Annotated in this window: 15 protein-coding genes; 2 read left to right on the top strand and 13 right to left on the bottom strand. The window is 62.8% G+C overall.

The features are described 5' to 3' along the window. Positions 1–130 precede the first annotated feature (130 nt). Genes X773_RS41630 through X773_RS41600 form a run of 7 tightly spaced genes read right to left on the bottom strand, consistent with a single transcriptional unit; the run spans position 131 to position 8,063 of the window. On the bottom strand, positions 131–1,927 hold the full coding sequence (locus X773_RS41630) for an ABC transporter ATP-binding protein (protein ID WP_023674173.1): 1,797 nt from the start codon (positions 1,925–1,927) through the stop codon (positions 131–133). After that, the gene (locus tag X773_RS41625) at positions 1,924–2,868 is read right to left on the bottom strand and encodes an acetamidase/formamidase family protein (protein WP_023674172.1); all 945 of its coding nucleotides are present in this window, start codon (positions 2,866–2,868) and stop codon (positions 1,924–1,926) included. The genes X773_RS41630 and X773_RS41625 overlap by 4 nt, the downstream gene beginning before the upstream one ends. Further along, positions 2,858–4,501, bottom strand: a complete 1,644-nt coding sequence (locus tag X773_RS41620) for an ABC transporter substrate-binding protein (RefSeq protein WP_031211066.1) — start codon at positions 4,499–4,501, stop codon at positions 2,858–2,860. Before X773_RS41620 ends, X773_RS41625 begins: the two co-directional genes overlap by 11 nt. 32 nt (positions 4,502–4,533) lie before the next feature. Then, the gene (locus X773_RS41615; protein WP_023674170.1) at positions 4,534–5,454 is read right to left on the bottom strand and encodes an ABC transporter permease; all 921 of its coding nucleotides are present in this window, start codon (positions 5,452–5,454) and stop codon (positions 4,534–4,536) included. Next, the gene (locus X773_RS41610; RefSeq protein ID WP_198023515.1) at positions 5,451–6,317 is read right to left on the bottom strand and encodes an ABC transporter permease; all 867 of its coding nucleotides are present in this window, start codon (positions 6,315–6,317) and stop codon (positions 5,451–5,453) included. The genes X773_RS41615 and X773_RS41610 overlap by 4 nt, the downstream gene beginning before the upstream one ends. Positions 6,318–6,336: 19 nt before the next feature. Then, on the bottom strand, positions 6,337–6,939 hold the full coding sequence (locus X773_RS41605) for a transcriptional antiterminator (RefSeq protein ID WP_023674168.1): 603 nt from the start codon (positions 6,937–6,939) through the stop codon (positions 6,337–6,339). After that, a complete protein-coding gene (locus tag X773_RS41600) occupies positions 6,936–8,063 on the bottom strand; it encodes a transporter substrate-binding protein (protein ID WP_023674167.1) in 1,128 nt (375 codons plus the stop codon). Before X773_RS41600 ends, X773_RS41605 begins: the two co-directional genes overlap by 4 nt. A 522-nt stretch (positions 8,064–8,585) precedes the next feature. On the opposite strand from X773_RS41600, the gene X773_RS41595 reads away from it, so the two are divergent. Continuing rightward, the gene (locus X773_RS41595; RefSeq protein WP_023674166.1) at positions 8,586–9,701 is read left to right on the top strand and encodes a hypothetical protein; all 1,116 of its coding nucleotides are present in this window, start codon (positions 8,586–8,588) and stop codon (positions 9,699–9,701) included. Positions 9,702–10,005: 304 nt separating this feature from the next. Continuing rightward, positions 10,006–11,763, top strand: a complete 1,758-nt coding sequence (locus X773_RS41590; RefSeq protein WP_023674165.1) for an adenylate/guanylate cyclase domain-containing protein — start codon at positions 10,006–10,008, stop codon at positions 11,761–11,763. Positions 11,764–12,037: 274 nt separating this feature from the next. Here the strand turns inward: X773_RS41590 and nadE are convergent, their stop codons facing one another. From nadE to smc, 6 genes are all read right to left on the bottom strand, one after another. Next, positions 12,038–13,045 (bottom strand): NAD(+) synthase, encoded by a 1,008-nt coding sequence (nadE, locus tag X773_RS41585; protein WP_023674164.1) that lies wholly within the window; start codon positions 13,043–13,045, stop codon positions 12,038–12,040. Beyond that, positions 13,042–14,589, bottom strand: a complete 1,548-nt coding sequence (locus X773_RS41580; RefSeq protein WP_023674163.1) for a class I adenylate-forming enzyme family protein — start codon at positions 14,587–14,589, stop codon at positions 13,042–13,044. The genes nadE and X773_RS41580 overlap by 4 nt, the downstream gene beginning before the upstream one ends. Before the next feature lie 22 nt (positions 14,590–14,611). Further along, a complete protein-coding gene (locus X773_RS41575; RefSeq protein ID WP_156937255.1) occupies positions 14,612–14,875 on the bottom strand; it encodes an acyl carrier protein in 264 nt (87 codons plus the stop codon). Positions 14,876–14,894: 19 nt separating this feature from the next. Continuing rightward, a complete protein-coding gene (gene asnB / locus X773_RS41570) occupies positions 14,895–16,832 on the bottom strand; it encodes an asparagine synthase (glutamine-hydrolyzing) (RefSeq protein WP_023674161.1) in 1,938 nt (645 codons plus the stop codon). A 185-nt stretch (positions 16,833–17,017) separates the two neighbouring features. Next, positions 17,018–17,989, bottom strand: coding sequence for an NAD-dependent epimerase/dehydratase family protein (locus X773_RS41565; protein ID WP_031211063.1), 972 nt, complete (start codon positions 17,987–17,989; stop codon positions 17,018–17,020). A 109-nt stretch (positions 17,990–18,098) separates the two neighbouring features. Next, positions 18,099–21,557: a chromosome segregation protein SMC gene (gene smc, locus X773_RS41560; RefSeq protein ID WP_023674159.1), complete on the bottom strand. Its 3,459-nt coding sequence runs from the start codon at positions 21,555–21,557 to the stop codon at positions 18,099–18,101. Between the last annotated feature and the right edge of the window lie 85 nt (positions 21,558–21,642).

The raw sequence follows: 21,642 nt of genomic DNA, 5'->3' as shown, positions 1-21,642 counted from the left end.
CAACTCGGCATCGCCGAACGGCGCTGCCGCGGCAGCGCCATCGCCGATCATTTTCCGCCACTCGAACATCACATATGCAGCTGTCCCCGAGCCTCTGCGGGATTGGCTGGACGAGGCAGCCTAAGCTCGATCAAGTGGCGACGAGGTGGCCGTCGCCAACATCTTCGAGCTTGAGTTTCCGGGGCTCGTCACCGATGCGCCGCACAGCGCTTGGAATTTCGCTGTCCAAACGGGCGAACCTGGCGCGGCGCCGGCCTGGATCGGGAACCGGAACGGCTTCGATCAGCCGCTTTGTGTAAGGATGGCGCGGGTTGGAGAAGATCTGGTCGCGGGTGCCCATCTCGACGATCTGCCCCAGATACATTACCGCCACGCGATCGGAGATGTTCTCGACCACCGCCATGTCGTGCGAGATGAAGAGATATGCGACGCCGAATTCGCGCTGCAGCTCCTTCAGCAATCTTAACACGCGCGCCTGCACCGACACGTCGAGAGCAGAGACGCTCTCGTCGGCAATGATCAGCTTTGGTCGCAGCGCCAGCGCCCGTGCAATGCAGATTCGCTGGCGCTGCCCGCCGGAGAATTCGTGGGGATAGCGCTCCATCTGGTCAGCGGAGAGGCCGACGCGTTCGAACAGAGCGGCGATCTGTGCATGCCGTTGCTCTCTGTCGCCGAGGCCGTGGATCAGCAGAGGCTCGGCGACGAGATCGCCGACCCGCATGCGCGGGTCGAGGGACGCGAAGGGATCCTGAAAGATCATCTGCACATTGCGGCGGACAGCCTTGCGCTCCTTGCGGCTGAGCGCCGACAGGTCGTGGCCGCCGATTGAAATGCTGCCGGTGAAGGGCACCAGTCCGGCGATCGCCTTGGCCGTCGTCGACTTGCCGCAGCCCGATTCGCCGACCAGCGACAGGGTTTCGTGCGGCGCGATCGAGAAACTCACGCCTTCGACCGCGTGCACCCTGCGGTCAACGCGGCCGAAGAAGCCGCCGTGCAGGTCGAAGCGGACGTGAAGATCGCTGACAGATACAAGCTCGGCCGGCATGTTGGCGGCATCTTGTCGGTCTTCGGCCGTCCGTCCGCCGCCGATACGCGGCACGGCGGCCAGAAGCTCGCGTGTATAGTCGGCCTGCGGGCGATTGAAGATGTCAGCCGCCCTGCCCTGCTCGACCATCCGGCCGTCGCGCATGATGATGACGCGGTCCGCCATCTCGGCGACGACGCCCATGTCGTGCGTGATCAGGATAACACTGGTGCCGTGCTCGCGCTGCAGGTCGCGCAGCAGCTCCAGCACCTCGCCCTGAACCGTGACATCGAGGGCAGTCGTCGGCTCATCGGCGATCAGCACGTCCGGGTTCAGGGCCAGAGCCATGGCAATCATCACGCGCTGGCGCATGCCGCCTGAGAGTTCGTGCGGATAGTGCTCGAGCCGCCGTTCGGCATCCGGAATTCGGACTGCCTTCAGCGCCTCGAGCGCCCTCAGCCGCGAGTTGGAGCGCGACATCGAGGTGTGTGCCTCGATCGCCTCCGTGAGCTGACGGCCGACGGACAGAACCGGATTGAGCGATGTCATCGGTTCCTGAAAGATCATGGCAATACGGTCGCCGCGGATGCGGCGCATACCGCTCTCGCTGAGAGCCGCGAGATCCTGATTGCCGAGCCGGATGGAGCCTGATCCGATGCGTGCCGCCGGCTGCGGCAGCAAGCCCATGATGGCCAGCGCCGTCATCGACTTGCCGGAACCGGACTCGCCGGCGATGCAAAGCGTTTCGCCGCGCATCAGGCCGAATGTCAGGTCGGAAACGACGTCGCGCTCGCCCTCCTCGCCGCGCACGGCGACGCTCAGACCTGAGACGCTGAGTACCGGCCTGACAGAGCCACTCTCCGCGGCGGCCTGCCCGGATCGTTTGATGTCCTCCACCTTCATTCAAAGACGCAGCGGGGGAAGTAGAACGAAACCACCCAGTTGGGCATGTCGACGATCTCGCTGATGCGCAGGTCACCGCAAACCGAGACGAGCATATAGGCATCTACCGGATCCATGCCGTAGCGGCCGGAGAGCAGGTCGATCATCTGGGAAACGGCGCTCCTGGCGCCGTCCATCAGATCCGGCCCGATACCGGTTGTCACCTCGTAGCCCTTGGCGTCGAGATGCCGCGACACCGGACCGGGCGTTGTGAAACGCGGCGTCCGCAGCCGGGCATCCTTGACCAGATCGAGCGTCAGCACGGCGTTCATGGGGCTCTCGATCGCCGTGCCGCAGACCTCGCCGTCACCCTGCGCGGCGTGCGTGTCGCCGACCGAGAACAACGCGCCCGCGACCTCTACGGGCAGGTAGAGAACCGTGCCGGCGGCGAGATCGCGGATGTCCAGATTGCCGCCCACGCGCCGCGGCGGGACCACCGAATGCAGACCCGGCTCAGCCGGGGCACTGCCGATGGTGCCGGCGAAGGGCTTGAGCGGCACCCGGCCGCTCTTGCCGAACAGCGCCGGTTCGAGCGAGGCGGCGTCGTACTTCCAGATATTCAGTGCCGGTTGAGTGAAGTCATCCGCCAGCAGACCGAATCCCGGGATATTCGCCGTCCAGCCGAAGCCGGACGGCTTGAACGCCTCGATGGTGATTTTCAGGGCATCGCCCGGCTCTGCCCCTTCGACATAGATTGGCCCAGTGACCGGGTTCACCTTGGCAAAGTCGAGCAAAGCAACGTCGTCGACGGTGCTCTCCATCGTCAGCTGCCCGCCGGACGAGTCCAGGCACTGGAACTCGATCGTCGACCCTGGCGCCACCCGTTCGGTCGGGACAAAGGAATTGTCCCAGCCGAAATGATGGTGGCGCCCGTGGATGGTGTAGTCGCAGTTATTGCACATCGGTCACATACACATTGTCGTAGTTGATCGGGATGTGGACCGGGTCGACGTAGAGGTTGTCGGCACCACCCATGCGGGTTGATTTCATGGTGAAACGCTGCTCGTTGAAGACCGGTGCCCAAGGCGCGTCTTCCATGATCTTGCCGTAGATCTCGCTCCACATCTTGGCGCGTTCGCCAGCCTTGGCCGGGTCGACGATTGAGTCGGCTTCGGCCGCCTTGGCGTCGAGCTCCTTGTTGCAATACCACGACCAGTTCCAGCCGCCCGGGACGGCACCAGCGCAGCCGAGGATCGGGCCGTAGAAGTTCGACGGATCGGGGAAGTCGGCGATCCAGGCCATGCCGCCGGACCAGATCATCGGCGCACCGGCCTTGTCGCCGCCGGCGGCGATGACGTTGGCCTGCGCGAGCGACTGGATGCTGGCCTTGATGCCGACCGCCGCCAGATCCTGCTGAATGGCCTGCGCGATGCGCGGGTTGGGATCGGTGTTCATGGCAAACAGCTGCGTGTCAAATCCGTCGGGATGCCCGGCCTCGGCAAGCAAGGCCTTGGCCTTGGCCAGGTCATAGGGATAGCCCTTGAATGCCTTGTCATAGCCGGGCATCGACGGCGGCAACGGCTGATTGGCCGGCACCGCACGGTTGTTGATCAGCTGGACGATGCGGTCCTTGTTGATCGCCATGTTGACCGCCTGCCGCACCTTCACGTTGTCGAAGGGCGCCATGGTGGTATTCATGGTGATATAGCCGGTGTGCAACTGGCCGCCCTCGACGACACGGGCCTTCTGCTCGGGATCGGCCATCACCTCCTGGAATTTCGCCGGCGGAATGCCGTCGCCGGGAACGTCGATCTCGCCTTTCTGGAGCCGCAGCAGCGCCACGATCGGCTCCTGGCCGATCTCAAAGGTGATCTTGTCGAGATGCGGCAGACCCTTGTGCCAGTAATCCGGGTTGCGCTCGAAGACCACGCGCTGGCCGAGCGTCCATTCGGCGAGCTTGAAGGCGCCGGTTCCGACCGGATGTTTGCCGAAGTCCGCACCGTATTTTTCGACTTCTTCCTTCGGCACGACATGCGAGAAGTTGATCGCCATGACATGCAGGAAGGTGGCGTCGGGCCGGGTCAGCTCGAACTTGATCGTGTAGGGATCGACGACGGTTATGCCCGCCAGGCTTTCCGCCTTGCCGGCAGCGACGTCGTCATAGCCTTTGATCGAGCCGAAGAAGCCGGCACCCGGGCTCTGTGTCTTTGGATTGGTGACCCGATCGAGCGAATATTTCACGTCGTCGGCGGTCATCTCGCGGCCATTGTGGAACTTCACTCCGTGGCGCAGCTTGAAGGTGAAGGTCTTGCCGTCGGGCGCAATCTCGTAGCTCTCGGCAAGGTCGGGCCGCAGGTTGGTGGTGCCCGGCTCGTAGTCCATCAGCCCGTCGAACAGGCTCTTGATCATCGACCAGTTCTGCCAGTCATAGCCGATGGCCGGATCGAGCGTGGCGACGTCGTCCTTGTAGGTGATGGTGATCGCGCCGCCCTGCTTGGCATTCGGATCGACGGCGTCTTCGGCGCGTACGCTTGTCATGCCAAGCACCAGCGCAAGCGCCGATGCCGCCACGGTCGATATCAGATATTTTCTCATGTCATGTTCCCTTTCTCTGGTTTTCTTGGTTTTCATCTGAGCTTGATGCGTGGATCGATGAACGGTGCGACAGTGTCGGCCAGGAGATTGCCGAGCACGATGGCAAAGGCCGAAACCAGGGTGACCCCCATGATGATCGGAATATCGATGCGCTGAATGGCCTGCCAGGCTAGCTGGCCGATGCCTGGCCAGCCGAACACGCTTTCGACAACCACGATGCCGCCCATGAAGATGCCGATGTCGATGCCGATCATGGCGATGACCGGCAGGATGGCGTTGGGCAGCGCGTGCCGGAAGATAATGGCGCTGCGTGCAAGACCCTTGGCACGCGCGGTACGCACGTAATCCTGGCGCAGCACGTCGATCATCGACGAGCGCATCATGCGGGCGTACCAGCCGGCACCGAGAATTCCCATGGTCAGCGACGGCAGCACCAGATGACGCCAGGTGCCGTAACCGCCGATCGGGAACCAACCGAGCCGCACCGCGAACACATAAAGCAGCAGCAGGCCGACAACGAATTGCGGCGCCGAGACGCCGACGAAGGAGGCGACCATCAGCGACTGGTCGGTGGCGGTGCCACGCTTGACGGCGGCGATGAGGCCCATCGTCAGCCCGATCACGACTTCGCAGGCAATGGCGCCGACCATCAGCAGCAGGCTTGCCGGCAGCCGCGAGACGATAAGCTCCGTGACCTCCGAGCGCTGAATGTAGGAGCGTCCCAGATCGCCGCTGAGCAGACTGATCAGATAGTGCCAATACTGGACGACGAAGGGCTGATCGAGGCCGAGCTGCCGGCGGATGTTTTCGACCGTCTCGGGCGTGGCGCTGCGGCCGGCGATCTGGCGGACGGGATCGGCGGGCAGCAGATAGAGCAACGCAAAGGTGATCAGGGAGACGCCGAGCAAGATGAGCACGGACTGGACAACGCGGCGGCCGAGATAGGCGATCATGCCCGCCCCCTTTGCGTCGGATCGAGGATGTCGCGCAGCGCATCGCCGACCAGGTTAAAGGCTAGCGCCAGCGCCAGGATCGCCGCACCCGGAAAGAAAACCAGCCAGGGCGCTGCCTGAAAATAGGTTTGGTTTTCGAAGATGATGTTGCCCCAGGAAGCAGTCGGCGGTTGCACGCCGATGCCGAGATAGCTGAGCGTCGCTTCAAGAAGCACCGTCGTCGAGATGCCGAGCGTGCCCCAGACGATGATCGTCGGCAAAAGGTGCGGCAGGATATGACGAAACAGGATGCGCGGGGCGCTTGCGCCGATGGTGCGCTCGGCATCGATGAACTCGCGCTCGGAGAGCGAACTTGTCTCGGTGTAGATGACGCGGGCGGTCTGCACCCAGTTCACCAATGCGATCACCATGGCGACGATCCATAGGCTCGGCTGGAGCACCGCCGCCAGGCAGATGGCGAGCAGCAGCGCCGGGAAAGCCATCATCAAATCGGTGAAACGCATAAGCGCGCTGCCGATCCAGCCGCGGAAATAGCCGGCCGTGATGCCGACCAACGTGCCGATCAGAAGCGCCACGCCATTGGCGACGATGCCGATGATCAGCGACGTGCGCGCGCCGAAAAGGAGACGGGTCAGCAGGTCGCGGCCAAGCAGGTCGGTGCCCAGCCAGAATTGGGCCCCCGGCGGCAGTGGCGCGCCTTCAAGCGTGAGCCCGTCGAACATCTGCTCGTTTGGATCGTAGCCTGTCAGCCACGGTGCAAGAATGGCGCCGGCCAAGACAACGGCAATAATCCCGAGGCCGAGTAAAGCGAGAGGCCGTTTTAGCAGACGTCGCCAGACGCCGGCGCGAGGCTTGGCTGGCATACGCCCGGCGGCCGAAAGCTCAGGCGCGATCGGATTGGTCATCGTCGCCTTCTTCTTGTGTCATCGCCACGATCCTGCGCGCGGCTTCCTCGACACTGATTTGCCAGCTCATCGCCAGCGAGCGGAGCTGCGCATAGGCACGGCCGTCCTCGGCGCCCTTCGACAAGACCTCCACCGCGCGTACGATGGTCTGGCGCTCCGCGACCCGCTGACGAAGCGAGGCAATCTCGCCGGCCAGAAGCTTGCGCGCCTCGAAACTCTGCCTTGCGATCAAAAGCGCGCTATAGACGCCGGCATTGCCGACCGGTTTCAGCAACTGCGCATCGGCCTTGTGCGACAATGCCCATTCGACGCGCCCCGGCGCCTCGGAGCCGATCAGTGCTATCAGCGGCATCGGTGCCTCGCCCGGCTTCCACGGAAATTGTTCGTCAAAGCCGAGATCGACGTCGAAGAAGACGAAGTCCGCCGCCAAGGCTTCGGCCGGCAGTTCCGGCCAGAAGCCAATCGCCTCAAGGCCGATGGCCGACAATTGCCTTGTGATCGCCTGCACGGTCGGATGTGGACGATGCAGGACAAAAGCCCTGGCGCCTCCAAGGTTCGGGATACGCGCCATCTTGCTCACGATACCACCCGCAGGCGTGGCCGCCCGAACGTCTCCGTCCGGTCATAGCGGGAAAGGTAGGGATCGGGTGCCACGCCCTTCGTCAGCGTGACCGTTTTGAACGATGTTCCATCGATACGTCCGATTAGCACCGGCAAGGTAGCATGCTGGGTTTGCGGGTCGATGGCGATGTCGCCCAGTGGCGTTCGAAATGATGTTTCGGTAAAGATCTTGGGAAGGTCCGTCCATTGTGCACCGGGGTTGCGGGTGAGGATCTCGGCGAGCATGCGCACCGAGGCATAAGCCGCCGCCTCGAAGGACGAGGCCGGCATGACGGAAGGCACTGGAGCCGCACCGCGATCCGCCCCCGAGATGTCGTGAAAATAGGGCCCAACGGAAAGGTGGCCATCGCCTGCCCCATTGAGCGCCGGCAATTCGCATTCCGTGAGATTGCAGGACAGGATCGGGCAACGCTCCGGCCTGAAATGCGGGTCGCGCCGGCCAAGCTCCGCATAGGCAGCGATGAAGGCATAAGAAGAAGGGCCGATGAGATTGTTCAGAATGAAATCAGGTCTCGTCGCCTGTATCTCCGCGATCAGCCGCGCAACATCGACCTCGCCGAGCGACAGATAGCGTTCGCCCAGCACCTTGCCGCCAGCGTCCGCAATCAGGTCGCGCGCCACGCGGTTGGTCTCCCAACCCCAGATGTAGTTGGAACCGAGCAGGAAGCCGTCGGCGCCGAAACGAGGCACGACATAGGCAAGCAGCGGTACGAGATGCTGATTGGGGCAGGCGTGTGTGTAGACGACATGCTCGTTGGCTTCGAAGCCCTCGTACGGGCAGGCGTACCACAGCGTGCCGCCTGCCCTCTCCAGGATTGGAATGACCTCCTTGCGGCTCCACGAGGTGACGCAGCCAATGATGTGACGCGCGCCGCTGTTGGCGAGAATGTCCGCGCAGCCGCTTGCATAGCGATCGATGTTGCCCTGCGGGTCGCGCTCGATCGGGATGAATTCGAATGGGATAGCGGGATCGGCGTTGACGTCGGCGATGGCGTTCATCGCACCCGCACGGCAGGATTCGGACACCAGCCGGTAGTTGCCGGACCGCGAATAGAGAATGCCGATCTCGATATGCCGTTTCAAGCAATGCCTCAAAATGACAATGCCCCGCAGCCACCGCCGCCAGGCGAGAGCATACGAGGCATTCTTGCCGCCCGGCGGTCAGAGCCGGTATTTGTCCTCACCGTATTACGCCCGCGCTCCCAGTCAAGAGCCGCCACGCGAAACTTTGGCCAGCCGAAACGGTTCGGCGCGGAGCACGCAACCCATGCCGCTGGTCGTGTAGAGCCCGCCAGGAACCAAAATTGCTGATGTCCAGGTATGGGCCCGGACAAACCCGGTTCGCTACCATTCAAAGCAACGACTTTAATATCGGTTTACCTGAATCTGCTAGCAGCAATGACGCCGGTTTTTCGTCGGTCAAGCAAAGGGTTCCATCTTGCCGCAGCAATTCAGCACTCCGTTCGGTCACCGGGGCGATCGCAACTGGCCGAGGTTGCACGGCTTCATGGGCGTCGAGTTGGAACGCGCGCCCGATGTTCTCGTGCCTCGCGTCGCCCTGGCCCGGAAGCTCGGTGGATGGGACTTTGGTGGCGGGAGCCGGGCTTGAGCGTCATTCGCGCCTTGCAAGGCGCCGACCTCCCGGCAGTTGCGAACATGTTTCAGCGCGTGCTGTTGAAGGAGAGGACCGAAGCGCCGGCCTCTCTCGTGGAATACATGAAACGGTTTTATCTGGATGCGCCCGGTTGCGCAGACAACCTCCGGTCGCTTGTCCATGTCAACGACGCCGGTCGCGTCTCCGGATTTGTCGGCGTCCACGTCCTGTCTATGACGTTCAACGGCCGACAACTACGCGCGGCCATCTGTAGCTCGCTCATGGTCGAGGACCATGAGCACGACCCGCTGGCCGGCGCCCGCTTGCTGAAAGCTTACCTGGATGGTCCGCAGGACATCTCCTTCAGCGAGACGGCCAACGATATTTCCGTGAAATTGTGGACCCGGCTGCGCGGCGTGGTCCTGCCGCAATACAGCCTTGACTGGGTCCGCGTGATGCGCCCCGCGGCCTTCATGCTCAGCCTTTCCGCCAATCGCATGGCGCTTGCGCGAATGCTCAATCCGCTGGCGCGTACAGTCGACCGATTTTACTGCAGAAGGATGACGTCCAGCGAACGACGTTGGTCGGGTGTGGCGGTGGACGGGGCAGGCCACGGAGCGTTTCGCACATCCGAAATCGACAGCCACGCATTTGCCAGGCTCATCGAACCGTTTACCGCTCAATTCGCCCTGCGCCCAGATTGGACGGAAGGCCAACTCGACCACATCCTGACCGATGCGGCACAAAAGCCGGATCTGGGCGAGCTTGTCTACGTTTGTGTGACGTCGCCAGTCGGCACCAATGTCGGCGCTTTCGCCTATTACGCACGAAAGTATGAAATTGGTCGCGTGCTGCAGATCTTTGCCCTCCCCGGCCAGGCGGGCCCGGTGATTGACTGTCTGATCGATCACGCCGCCGCGCGCGGCGTCAGCGGCCTGCGCGGACGCATTCAACCTGCACTTCTGGAGGCGATGCTTGGACGACGCATTGCTTTCCTGACCGTTGCCTCAACGGTGGTGCATTCACGCGATCCAGAGCTTCTGGACGCCATGAAGAACTCGCAAGTTTTCCTGAACGGGCTTGCGGGCGAGCAGTGGAGCCGGCTGATCGGCAGCCGTTTCAGCTGAGGCGGGATGCTTTCAAGTTGAACCGAGCATCCCGCTCTATCTATTTATTTTAGGCGCGTTTCCACTTGGCTGCAAAATGCTTGGGTCAAAACCCAATCACTCTGAACGACCGAGTTCGACCCTTTGCCGTCATCCAGTTGGGAGCGTCGCATGACGCGATCTGACCCTTGTCCGACATTCGGGCTCTCATGCAGCATGGTACACAGACCCGAAAAGCTGTCTTTCAGGGGCGGCGGCAATGGCATCAACCTGCGACCTGCTGTAAGCTTGGAAAGCGGGTAACAATCCGCGAAGGATTGGGGGGATGGAACGTCATCTCGCAGCCGTCCTGATTGCCGATGTCGTCGGCTATGGCCGCTTGAGCCAGATCGACGACGAGGGTACGCGTGCGCTTTTCCGAACCGACCTGAACGAAGTATTCGAGCCAAGGATCGCTGCGCACCATGGTCGACTGGTGAAAACCATGGGAGATGGGATGCTGGTCGAGTTCCACAGTGTGGTCGACGCCCTACGCTGCGCCGTCGAAATCCAGCAACAGAAGGCGGAGGTGAACGTTCTCACGCAGCCAGAACGGCGGCTTGATTTCCGCATCGGCATCAATCTGGGCGATGTTATCGTTGAGGGTGACGACATCCACGGCGATGCGGTGAACATCGCCGATCGGCTGCAAGGGCTGGCGGAACCTGGAGGAATCGCGATTTCCGCCACCGCCTGCGACCATGTGAGGGGAAAGGTGCCGATCGGCTTTGCCTCACTCGGCGTGCAGAAAATGAAAAGTATCGCCGAACCGGTTCGCGTGTACCGTGTCTTGATCGACCCCGCTACTGCGGGCAAGATCGTCGGTGCCAAACCAGGCCTTTCTTCCGGCGACGACAGTAAGCCGCCGGTAATTGCGGTTTTGCCGTTCGAAAACCTGAGCGCCGACGACGGCTGGACGCGGCTGGCAGACGGCCTGTCGGCCGACATGATCGGCGACCTAGCGCGCTATCCCGACCTTGCGGTCATTTCGCGCCAGACCATGCAGTCCTATCGGGGACGGGCGAGCGACACACGCTCGGTTGGACGGGAACTGAACGCCGATTACCTGCTGGAAGGTACCCTCCAGGCGATCGGGCGGCGTGTCCGCGTCGCGGTGCAGCTGGTCGACACCCGGACCGGAGCCAACCTCTGGTCGGCGCGGTTCGACGAGTCGACCGATGATTTTTTTCTCATGCAGGACAGCATCACACAGAACGTCATCAATGCCCTGGCAGGCACTTTCGGCAAGCTCGCCAATCTCGGGCGTGAGGTGGCTCGGCGGAAGCCTCCCTCGAGCCTGGGTGCTTACGACTGCTATCTACTCGGGGTGGAACTGCACGACAGATTCACGACCGATGCGAGGGCAGAAGCCATACGCATGCTGTCCCGCGCCGTGGAACTCGACCCCGGCTTCGCGCGGGCCTGGATGACGTTGGGATTGGCACATGCGGTCGACGCCTTCAATGCCTTCACGCCAGATTCAGCCGCTTCGGTCGAGCGCTGGCGAAAATGCGTGGAAAAGGCTCTGGCGCTCGACCCTACCGATCCGATGACGCGCCTTTACATGGGCGCTCTCCGCGCCATTGACGGCGATATCAGCGGGGCCGCAGAGGAATACGACCGGGCGCTGGCCCTGGCACCCAATGACGCCGATGTGCTGTCGATGCTTGCCTCAAGCCGAGCTCTCGTGTGTGGAAATCCGGAAGAAGGCTGTGCTCTTGCCGAACGGGCGCTTCGCCTCAATCCGCAGGCTCCGAGTTGGTACTACGCGCAGCTCGCCCGGGCGCGGTTCGTCGCCGGTCGCTATGCCGACAGTCTGTCGTCGCTGTGCCAAAGTCCGCCGGATATTCCCGTCACTCTGATGTTCCGTGCCCTGTGTCACGCGCTGCTCGAAGAGCCGGCGCAGGCGCAGTCGATCGCCAGGCGGATTGCCGTCGAGTTTCCAAGGTTCACCGTCGAGAACTTCATCCGAACCTATCCCGTCACCAATCCTCTGGCCCTCGCTGCGATTAAGGAAGGGGCTCGTCGCGCAGGTATAGCGTAGAGCCGAAAACGGTGCCTAGCTGAGGGGGGACGCGCTTCCTGGATATGCCACTTGGTAAGCCGGGCCCCGCTTCCGGCACAGGCTGAAGGTCTGCTTCGTAGCGCTAACTGGGCGCTGGCGTGACCCCTGCTAAGCTTCCGCTCCTGGCGCAACGTGCTCGTCTGGCAGATGAGACGAACGGCAACTTCCCGCCCATCTCGGCCATTGGCGGCAGCCTGCTGATTGAGTTTTGACCCTAAGGCGCTTTTTGGGACGTGGCCGGTCTCGAAGCAGGTCAGGTACCGAGTTCTTCGACTTCCTCGACGAGTTGCGGACGCTGGTGCAGATAACGCGTCGCCTTGCGCTTGGCGATGATATCGGCCCAGACGCGTTCCACTTGTGAGGCGGCCAACCCCGCCGCCTGCCCCACCACTTCGGCCGCCATGCCGTTGTTGAGACCGTAAAGGCAAATATCCATACGGTCATATGGAAGCGAGAAGTAGAACTCCTCCTGTGTCTGCGCCAGCGAGTAGGTATCGGTGGTCGGCGGCCGGTTCCGGATTTCCTCCGGAACGCCGAGATGGGGCGCCATCGCATAGACCTGCGTTTTATAGAGGTGGGCGATCGGCTTGACGTCCGCGGCGCCGTCACCGTTCTTCACGAAGAATCCCTGATCATATTCCAGCCGGTTCGGTGTTCCAAGAACGGCGAAGTTCAGACGATCAGCATGATAGTATTCGATCTGCTTGCGGGTGCGCTGCTTCATATTGGTAGCGGCGACGACACCGAGATAGACAGGCAACGGCATTCTCAGTTTCGTCTGCTTGCCTTCGGGATCCTGCACCACCAGCGACGAGATATTATAGCCTTGGCCCTCGAGCGCGTTCGCGATCACGATCTTCGAGGCCCAGCCTTCGCCGTATTCCGGGACCAATTCGCGGATGAAGGCGTCGCGGCGCTGGTAGCAGCCCATTGCGCGCAAGGCCGGCCCGATATCTTCCGTCACAGCCTCGACACCAAAAGTTTCGGCGACGAGCCGGCCGAGCCGCAGGCTTTCGGGATCAGAATCGCTTTCCGGCATGAACAGGCAAAGCACATTCCGCGGACCGACGGCACGTGCGGCCAACGCGACCGACACGCTCGAATCGATCCCGCCCGAAAGACCGAGCACAAGGCCCCGCTTGCGAAGCCCGCGCAACTGCTGGCGCAAGGCTGTTACGATACGGTCCGTTTCAGCGGCTGGGTCGATCGCCAGAGCCTTCGCCACAAAGGTCCGCGCGTCCTCGGTCGGGCGAACATTCATTGCGCGGCCTCCATCATCTCTGCCGCAAGCCGACGGCTGACCTTGCCGGTATCGGTCTTAGGCAGCTCGCGGCGGAACTCGATGACCTTGGGCACCATGAAGTCCTCAAGGTGGCGTGCACAGTGACGTATGATATCCTTTTCGCCAAGCGCTGGGTCGGACCGTACGACAAATGCGCCGATCGCATGCCCAAGCACAGCATCCGGCACGCCGAAGACAACCGCTTCCGCGATGCCCGGATGAGCGTGAAGCGCGGCTTCCACTTCCTTGGGCGCCACCTTCTCTCCCCGTGTCTTTATGATGTCGTCCTTGCGGCCGACGAAATAGAGAAAGCCGTCCTCATCGGCCCTGAACAGATCGCCGGTGTAGAGAACCTTCTCCCAAGGGTTCGGGCCTGGGCGCAGGGTTTGTTCCGTCGCAGCTTCGTTTCGCCAATAACCCTGCATGACGTGCGGCCCGCGAATGACCAATTCACCTGCTATGCCCGGCGGCACTCGTTGCCCGTGGTCGTCGACGATAAAGGCTTCGGTGTTTGGAATGGCTATTCCGACCGACCCCGGCCGGCGGTCGAGCTCCTCGGGCGGCAGATAGGTGCAGCGCTTGCATTCCGTCAGGCCATACATCGAATAGAGCCTGACACCGGGAAAAAGGAACCGCAAGCGTTCTATGTGAGCCGGCGGCAAGGCAGCCGCCGTGTTGGAAATATAGCGAAGGCTGGGCAGGAAGCCCGGCGCCAGATCACGCATCTGCAGGATCATCGCTGCCATCGTGGGCACGAGCGGAAGCCCGGTGACGCCTTCCTGGCGGATGCGTTCAAAGACCGCCTGGGGAAAAGCGAAGGACTTCTCGAGCACGAGCGTGGCGCCGAGCCTGACAGCCATCAGCAACTGATAGAGGCCGTAGTCGAAAGCGAGGGGCAGAACATTCAAGATGATGTCGTCGGGCGAGTTGCGCAGGTAGGTGGTGATGGAGTCGGCCGCCGCGTCGCAATTGCGGTGCGTCATCATCACGCCCTTGGGCCGGCCGGTCGAGCCCGAGGTGTAGATCAACATCGCAAGATCGACGTCAACGCCGCGGTGGTCAATCTCCCTGGCTTGGAGCGTCAAGCAATCCGCCAGGGATGTGGCCCCTGCCGGGCATTGGTTATCGGCACCAACGGTGGAGGCCACGAAGATGCCGGTCTTGCCGGACGATCCGCACGCCTCGGCGACCACGGGCATCAGTTTTGCTTGCGTGAGGATCGCAGCTGCGTCGCAATCGGCGATGATGTAGGCCAGCTTTTCGGCCTTGGTGGATGCATTGATCGGACTGAAAGTCGCGCCTGCCTTAAGAACTGCGAAAATCGAAACCGCAGCCTCCCAGCAATTGTCCATGAAGATCAGGACCCGGTCGTCGCGACTGACGCCATTCATGAAAAGGGCGGCGGCCAGACGGCTCGAATGATCGTCCAGCTCTTCATAGCACAGCCTTTTGTGCTCGGTGATCAATGCCGTTTTGGCTGGATGGGCAGCGGCCTTCGCCGTCAGAAAATGTTCGATCCGCACGGACGCTCCTCGCCGATGGCGCCTACGCTGCCAGCGCTTCTGCCTTTGCCTTGATGAAGGCTGAGATGCGGTCAATCGAATCCAGATTGGCCGGTACGATGTCGGCATCGACCATCGCTATGCCGAAATCATCCTCTATAAATGCCACGAGCTCCAACACGGCCGTCGAGTCGATGATGCCGTTCTCGATCAGTGATACGGAGTCTGCAAGCTCGTAGGACGTGTCCCCGTACAGGAAGTTGTCGACGATAAAGGTTTTGACCTTGTCCTTGATTGCTATCATGATTTTTCATTCCCTCGATTTCTCAGGCCGCTCGTGCTGCACCGACCTTTTCGCCGGTGAAAATCTTCTGCCACAGTTGCGTCGACAAAATGCCGACGAAAGCCGCATTGTCGCGGAATCCGGACGCTGGCTGCAAGCGGCATTTCTCGTGCAGGTTCGCCACCGCCTTGGCGTTGAATAGTCCGCCGGCGGCGATGCTCGCCTCGCTCAGTGAATCGCGTACGTAGTCCAGTTCTCCCGCTCCAACGAAGGAGCGGGCTTCCGGTGCCCGGTAAGGCTGTTTGGTGCGCTCGCGGATGGCCGTCGGAAGCAGGTGCTTGGCAGCTTTGCGCAATATGTGTTTTTCCACCAGTCCCTTCAGCTTCATCTCCGGCGGAAGTCTGGCCGCAAACTCCACCAAGCGATGGTCAAGGAAGGGGAAACGCCCTTCGATACCGTGCGCCATGGCCATGCGATCGCCCTGGCTGGAGAGGATGTAGCCCGGCAGGAGAAAGCGGGTTTCGAGATATTGCGCCTGATGCAGCGGATGCCACCGGGAAAATGCCTCAGGCAACCGGCTGGCCAGGTCCTCGGCTGCGTCATACCCCTTCAATGTCGCGCGCAGGTCACCGGAAAAGAACATCTTCGCCGCTGATGTGGTCTTGAAACGCGGCCGATGCGAGAACAGCGGATCGTCCAGGGCAGCGCTGCCGGTTCCGAAGAACGCAGCCAGGTACTCCACGGACTGCTGTTGCAGGCCCGGCAGATAGGGATAAAGCTTGCGGAACAGTTGTGGCCTTATGCGCGATGCCGGCTGTCGCGCGCAGAAACGGCGAACCCGCGCTTCCTTGAAGACATCATAACCGGCAAACACCTCGTCGGCGCCTTCGCCTGTCAGCACCACTTTCAAACCGGCCTGGCGAACGAGGCCAGACAATTGATAGAGGGGGGCCGGGGCGGTGCGGATGATCGGCCGCTCGGTAAAGCGGATGACTTCGGGAAACACACCGGCGATATCGCCGGCACGGCAGGCGATGGTTCGATGCTGCGTGCTAATTGCCGACGCCATTTCGGTCTGGAAGGCGCTTTCGTCATGCTCGGCGCTGTCGAACGTCACGGAAAATGTCTGCAGCTTAAGAGGAGTCATGCCGGCCGCGAGTGCCGAAACGAGGGATGAATCGAGCCCGCCCGAAAGGTAAGAACCGACCGGCACGTCGGCGCGCATGCGAAGCCTCACCGCGTCGGTCAACAGGGCCTGCAGTTCCTCGGCCGCGTCGTCCTCATTGGTGATCTTCGATGGCGTATCCGGATACGGGTAGTCTAGGTGCCAATATGGTTTGACCGTGACTTGCCCCTGTGTCGCGATCATCACGCTTGCCGGCTCCAGCTCGTGGATGTTGCGGAAAGCCGTGCGTGGAGCGATCGGCGCCCACAGCGTAAAGATCTGGTCGAGTGCAATCGGATCGATTTCGGCCGAGACGCCGGGTACCTTCAGCAGGGCCTTTATCTCCGACGCAAAGTAGAGCACCCCGTCCTTGCTGGTGTAGAACAGCGGCCGAACACCCATGCGGTCTCTTGCAAGCACCATCCGCCGCCGCCGGTTATCCCAAATCGCGAAGGCGAAATCACCGTTCAGGAGCGACAGGCAGTCTTCGCCCATCTCGTCATACAGCTGCAGGAGAACTTCGGTATCGCTCGATGTGCGGAAGCGTCGGCCCTTGGCCAGCAGCCCTTCGCGCAATTCCACGTAGTTGAAGATCTCGCCGTTGAACGCAATCGTCAAATTGCCGGTTTCGTCGGACATCGGCTGCTGGCCATCACCAATTCCAATCACCGACAGCCGCGCATGCCCAAGCCCAGCCTCGGGCGCTACGAATTTCCCTTGTTCATCCGGCCCGCGATGGGCGATCGCAGACGTCATGCGCGCAAGCAAAGCTTCCGCATCCCGGACTGAACCGAAATAGCCCCCGAATCCGCACATCCACACAGCTCATACTGAACAGCAAGCCACGAAACATAGCGGTCATAAGCGCCTCAAAGGTTAATCGGATACTTTTCAGCGAGCATGTGGTTAACAGGATGTTAGGACAAAACGATGCTTTTGCGGACCGACTTGCGCCCCACTCCAGGTGTCACGCTTGAAGGCGTCACGGCGAGCGATGCAAATCACTGCTTCGAGTACGGCCGGTACCAGTCAACAAACTTCTTCAGCCCGTCCTCTATCGAAACGCTAGGCCTGAAGCCGAAATCCCGCTCCAGCGCGGTCATGTCGGCGTAAGTCTTCTCGACGTCGCTTGCCTGCATCGGCTCGTTGTGGCGGATTGCCTTGACCTTGAGCAGCCTTTCCAGAATGTCGATGAAGTCGCCCAGACGCACCGGCCGGTTGTTGCCGACATTGTAGAGCCTGTTCGGCGGAACGTCAGCCGCCGGCGGCTTGTCGAGCACGGCGACAACCGCCTTCACAACATCGTCTATGTAGGTGAAATCGCGCCACATTTCGCCATTGTTGAAGACCCGGATCGGTTTGCCCTCGAGCATCGCCTGGGTGAACATCCAATAGGCCATGTCGGGACGGCCCCAGGGACCGTAGACCGTGAAAAACCGCAGGCCGGTCTGCGGTATGCCGAACAGATGGGCGTAGGTGTGGCTCATCAACTCATCGGTTTTCTTGGTGGCAGCGTAAAGCGAAACGGGCTTGTCGACCTGATCGGCTTCGCTGAACGGCACGCTGCGGTTGCCGCCATACACCGAGCTCGACGAGGCATAGACCAGATGCTCGAATGCCGGTTCGGCGCGACAGAATTCGAGCACTTCGAGGTGGCCCATGACATTGGAGCGGATATAGAGCCGCGGATTGTCGAGTGAGTGGCGCACGCCCGCCTGCGCGGCAAGGTGCACGATCCTAACGATGCCTTGCCCGGCCAAAGCGGCTGCAAGCGCGCCCTGTTCGGCAATATCGATCTGGTGGAACGAAAAATCCTTATGGGGCAGAAGGCGGGCAAGCCGCCCCTTTTTGAGCGCCAGGTCGTAATAGTCGTTCATGTTGTCGACGCCGACGACCGCTTCTCCCCGGTCGAGCAGATGGTGGCAAACGTGGCTGCCAATGAATCCCGCGGCTCCGGTGACAAGTATAGGCAACAAGCTTCTCCACGCGCATAGCCGGGCCGGTATCTGGAGCGGCAGATCCGGCCCATTTTGTCGTGCTATAGTCGAAAGCCGAGGTGGAGACCACCATTAAGCTGATGCGTCAGCTTGCCTCGCGCATGGCTTCGGCCGCCTGCAGGTCAACCGACACCAGTTGGCTGACGCCTTGTTCGGCCATGGTCACCCCAAACAGCCGGTCCATGCGCGCCATGGTGATCGGGTTGTGTGTGATGATGACGAAGCGCGTTTCGGTCGTTGCGGCCATTTCGTCCATCAGATTGCAGAAACGCTCGACATTGTGGTCGTCGAGCGGCGCGTCGACTTCGTCGAGCACGCAGATCGGCGCCGGGTTGGTCAGGAACACGGCGAAGATCAGCGACATCGCCGTCAACGCCTGCTCGCCGCCGGACAGCAGCGTCATCGTCTGCGGCTTCTTGCCGGGCGGGCGCGCCAGGATCTCGAGCCCCGCTTCGAGCGGATCGTCGGACTCGATCAGTTGCAGCTCGGCGGTGCCGCCGCCGAACAGGTGCGAAAACAACCGTTGAAAATGGCCGTTGACCACCTCGAAGGCGGCGAGCAGCCGCTCGCGGCCTTCGCGGTTCAGGCTATGGATCGCCTGCCGCAGCTTGCGGATCGCCTCGATGATGTCGTCGCGCTCGGAGACGATGGTCTCCAGCCGGTCCGACAGTTCCTTCTGCTCCTCCTCGGCGCGCAGATTGACGGCACCGAGCCGTTCGCGTTCGACCTTCAGCCGGTCGAGCTGACGCTCGATCTCGGCCATTTCGGGCATCGGGCTGTCGGATTCGAGGCCGGTGTGGCGGATCACCAGATGCGGCGGCGTGTTCAGCGTTTCCTGGATGCGCGCCTCGACTTCCAGCCGACGCTCGTCGGCGGCGGTCAGCCGCTCTTCGGCGCGAACGCGGGATTCGCGCGCCTCGGCCAGCGACTGGATGGCAGCAGTCGCAGCCTTGTCCAGCTCGGACTGCCGGTTCTCCGCTTCCTGCAAGCGGTCGCCCGCTGCCTTGCGCAGGCTTTCGGCCTCGGCGAGCTGCGACAGCAGGGCGCGCCGCTTGGCGTCAATCTCGTCGGGAGCGTCGGCCAGTTGCTCGCGCTCGGCCTCGGCCTCTGCCTTGCGTTCGCCGAGCGCCGCGATCTGCGTCGAGGCGTTTTCGGCGCGCTCGACCCAGTTGCGCCGTTCAACGCTGATGGCGTCGAGCCGGCGCGCACGTGCCTCGGCTTCCCGCCTCAGGCCCTCGTGAACGGCACGCGCATCGGCAAGGGCGGCGCGGTCGCGGGCGACGTTGGCGGCCGACTGCTCGAGCTGCAATTGCAGATCGCCGAGATCGGGCGCGTCCTGCAGCAGCATTTCCGCCTCGACGAATGCCGCCGCCGTTTCCTCATGGCTGTCGACAATGCGTGCGCGCGCCTCGTCAAGTGCTGCACGCCGGCTCGACAGCTCGCCGCCGGCTTTTTCGGCCTCGGCCAGCGTATTGCGGGCAGCGTCGAGCCCGTGCTGGGCGTCGCGCCCGGCCTGTCGGGCGTTGCGTTCGGCCTCGCTCGCCTGGGCAAGCGCCTGTTCGGCCTGGGCAAGGGCTTGTTCAGCTTCGCGCAGGGTGCGCGTGGCATGGACTGCTTCGGCATCGAGCTCGGCCAGCCGGTTTTTCTGCGCCAGCCGCTGCGCGGCGGCGGTCGGGGCATCGGCGCTGGCGGTGAAGCCGTCCCAACGCCAGAGCGCGCCTTCGCGGCTGACTAGCCGTTGACCGGGAGCAAGCAGCGTCTGCAGCCGTCTTCCGTCGGCGGCTTCGACAATGCCGATCTGGGCCAGCCTGCGGGCCAGCTGTGCCGGCGCACGCACAACGCTGGCGAGGCTCCTTATGCCTTCGGGCAATGCGGCGTCGGCAGGCTGGATTTCGCTCTGGCCCCAATGTACCGGCGCACTGCGGTCGAGCGGCACGTCGAGATCTTCGCCAAGCGCGGCACCCAGCGCCGTCTCGTAGCCGCGCTCGACGCTGATCTGCTCCAGCACCGAGGGAAATAGATCGCCGCTGGCGGCGTTGAGGATCTTGGCCAGCGTGCGGGCCTCGGTTTCGATCCGCGCCAGCTCGGCCTTTGCGTCCTGAACCGGTGGGCGGCCAGCACTTTCGCCTGCACGCGCCTCGGCGACCGCCTGTTCGGCGGCAATGGCGGCTGCCTCAGCCTCTTCGAGCAGCGCCAGCGCCTGATCGACCAGCAGCCGCTTCTCGGCGGGATCGGGCAGGCCGGCGACTCTGGAGACGATCTCCGACAGTTCGCGGTCGACATCGGCAAGCTGGCGGGCAAAGCGGTCGCGGCGCTCAGCGGTGTCGCGCAGCGTCCGTTCGATCTGGTTGCGCGAGGCGGCAGCCTCCGCCCGTTCGGCGGTCAGCGCGGCGAGCCTGGCCTCGCTCGAGGCAAGCGTCGATGCCGCCTGCTCGAAAGCCGCGCGGGTGCTGGCCTCGCGCTCGGCGGCGCCGGCGTTTTCGGCGTTGAGCGCGGCTTCTTCGGCGGCGAGGCGTTCGAGGATATCCGCATTGTCGCGGACCATGCGCTCCTCGCGGGCAAGGTCGCCATCGAGCTGTTGCAGTCGGCGGTCGAGCTCAGCCTGGCGGGCGCGGATGCGGCCTGCCTCTTCCTCGATCTGCGCCTTGGCGATCGATAGACGCTGGAAGGCGGCGGCGGCAGCGGCTTCCGCATCGCGCAGGTCCGGCAGCCGGTGGGCGTTGATGCCTTGTTCCCTGGCGGCAGCCATCTGGGCGGCGGCACGGTCGCCGACCAGCGCGGTGGCAATCGCCAGCGCCGAACGCGCTTCGCCTTCCTGCGTCTTGGCCAGCGTCCAGCGCAGATGCAGCAGCGTCGCTTCGGCCTTGCGGATGTCGGCCGACAGGTTCTTGAAGCGCGAGGCCTGGCGGGCCTGGCGTTTCAGGCTTTCGATCTGACCCTCCAGCTCGCCGACGACGTCGTCCAGCCTTTCGAGGTTCTGTTCCGCCGCCTTCAGCCGCAGCTCGGCTTCGTGGCGCCGTGTGTGCAAGCCGGAAATGCCGGCCGCCTCCTCCAGCAGCGCGCGGCGCGCCTGCGGCTTTGCCTGGATCAGCTCGCCGATGCGGCCCTGGCCGACCATCGAGGGCGAGCGGGCGCCGGTCGACTGGTCAGCGAACAGCAGCTGAACGTCCTTGGCGCGAGCCTCCTTGCCGTTGATGCGGTAGAGCGAGCCGGCCTCGCGCTCGATGCGGCGCGAGACCTGCAATTCGTCGGCGTCGTTGAAGGCGGACGGCGCGGTGCGGTCGCTATTGTCGAGGAACAGCGTGACTTCGGCGGTGTTGCGGGCCGGACGCGTTCCCGAGCCGGAAAAGATGACGTCGTCCATGCCGGACGCACGCATGTTCTTGTAGGAGCTTTCGCCCATGACCCAGCGCAGCGCCTCGACCAGGTTCGACTTGCCGCAGCCGTTCGGCCCGACGATGCCGGTCAGACCGCGTTCGATGACGAACTCGCCGGGTTCGACGAAGGATTTGAAGCCGAGGAGGCGAAGGCGCGAGAACTTCATTCGCGCCGGCCCATAGCCAAGTTTCGCAAAACTGTGCCGCGGTTTTGCAAGGAGAACCCGCGGCAAGACAAAGAAGTGCGCACGC

Origin of the sequence: Mesorhizobium sp. LSJC280B00 (assembly GCF_000502835.1) — a bacterium.
GTDB lineage: Bacteria > Pseudomonadota > Alphaproteobacteria > Rhizobiales > Rhizobiaceae > Mesorhizobium.
This window is presented reverse-complemented; position numbering and strand designations above follow the sequence as displayed.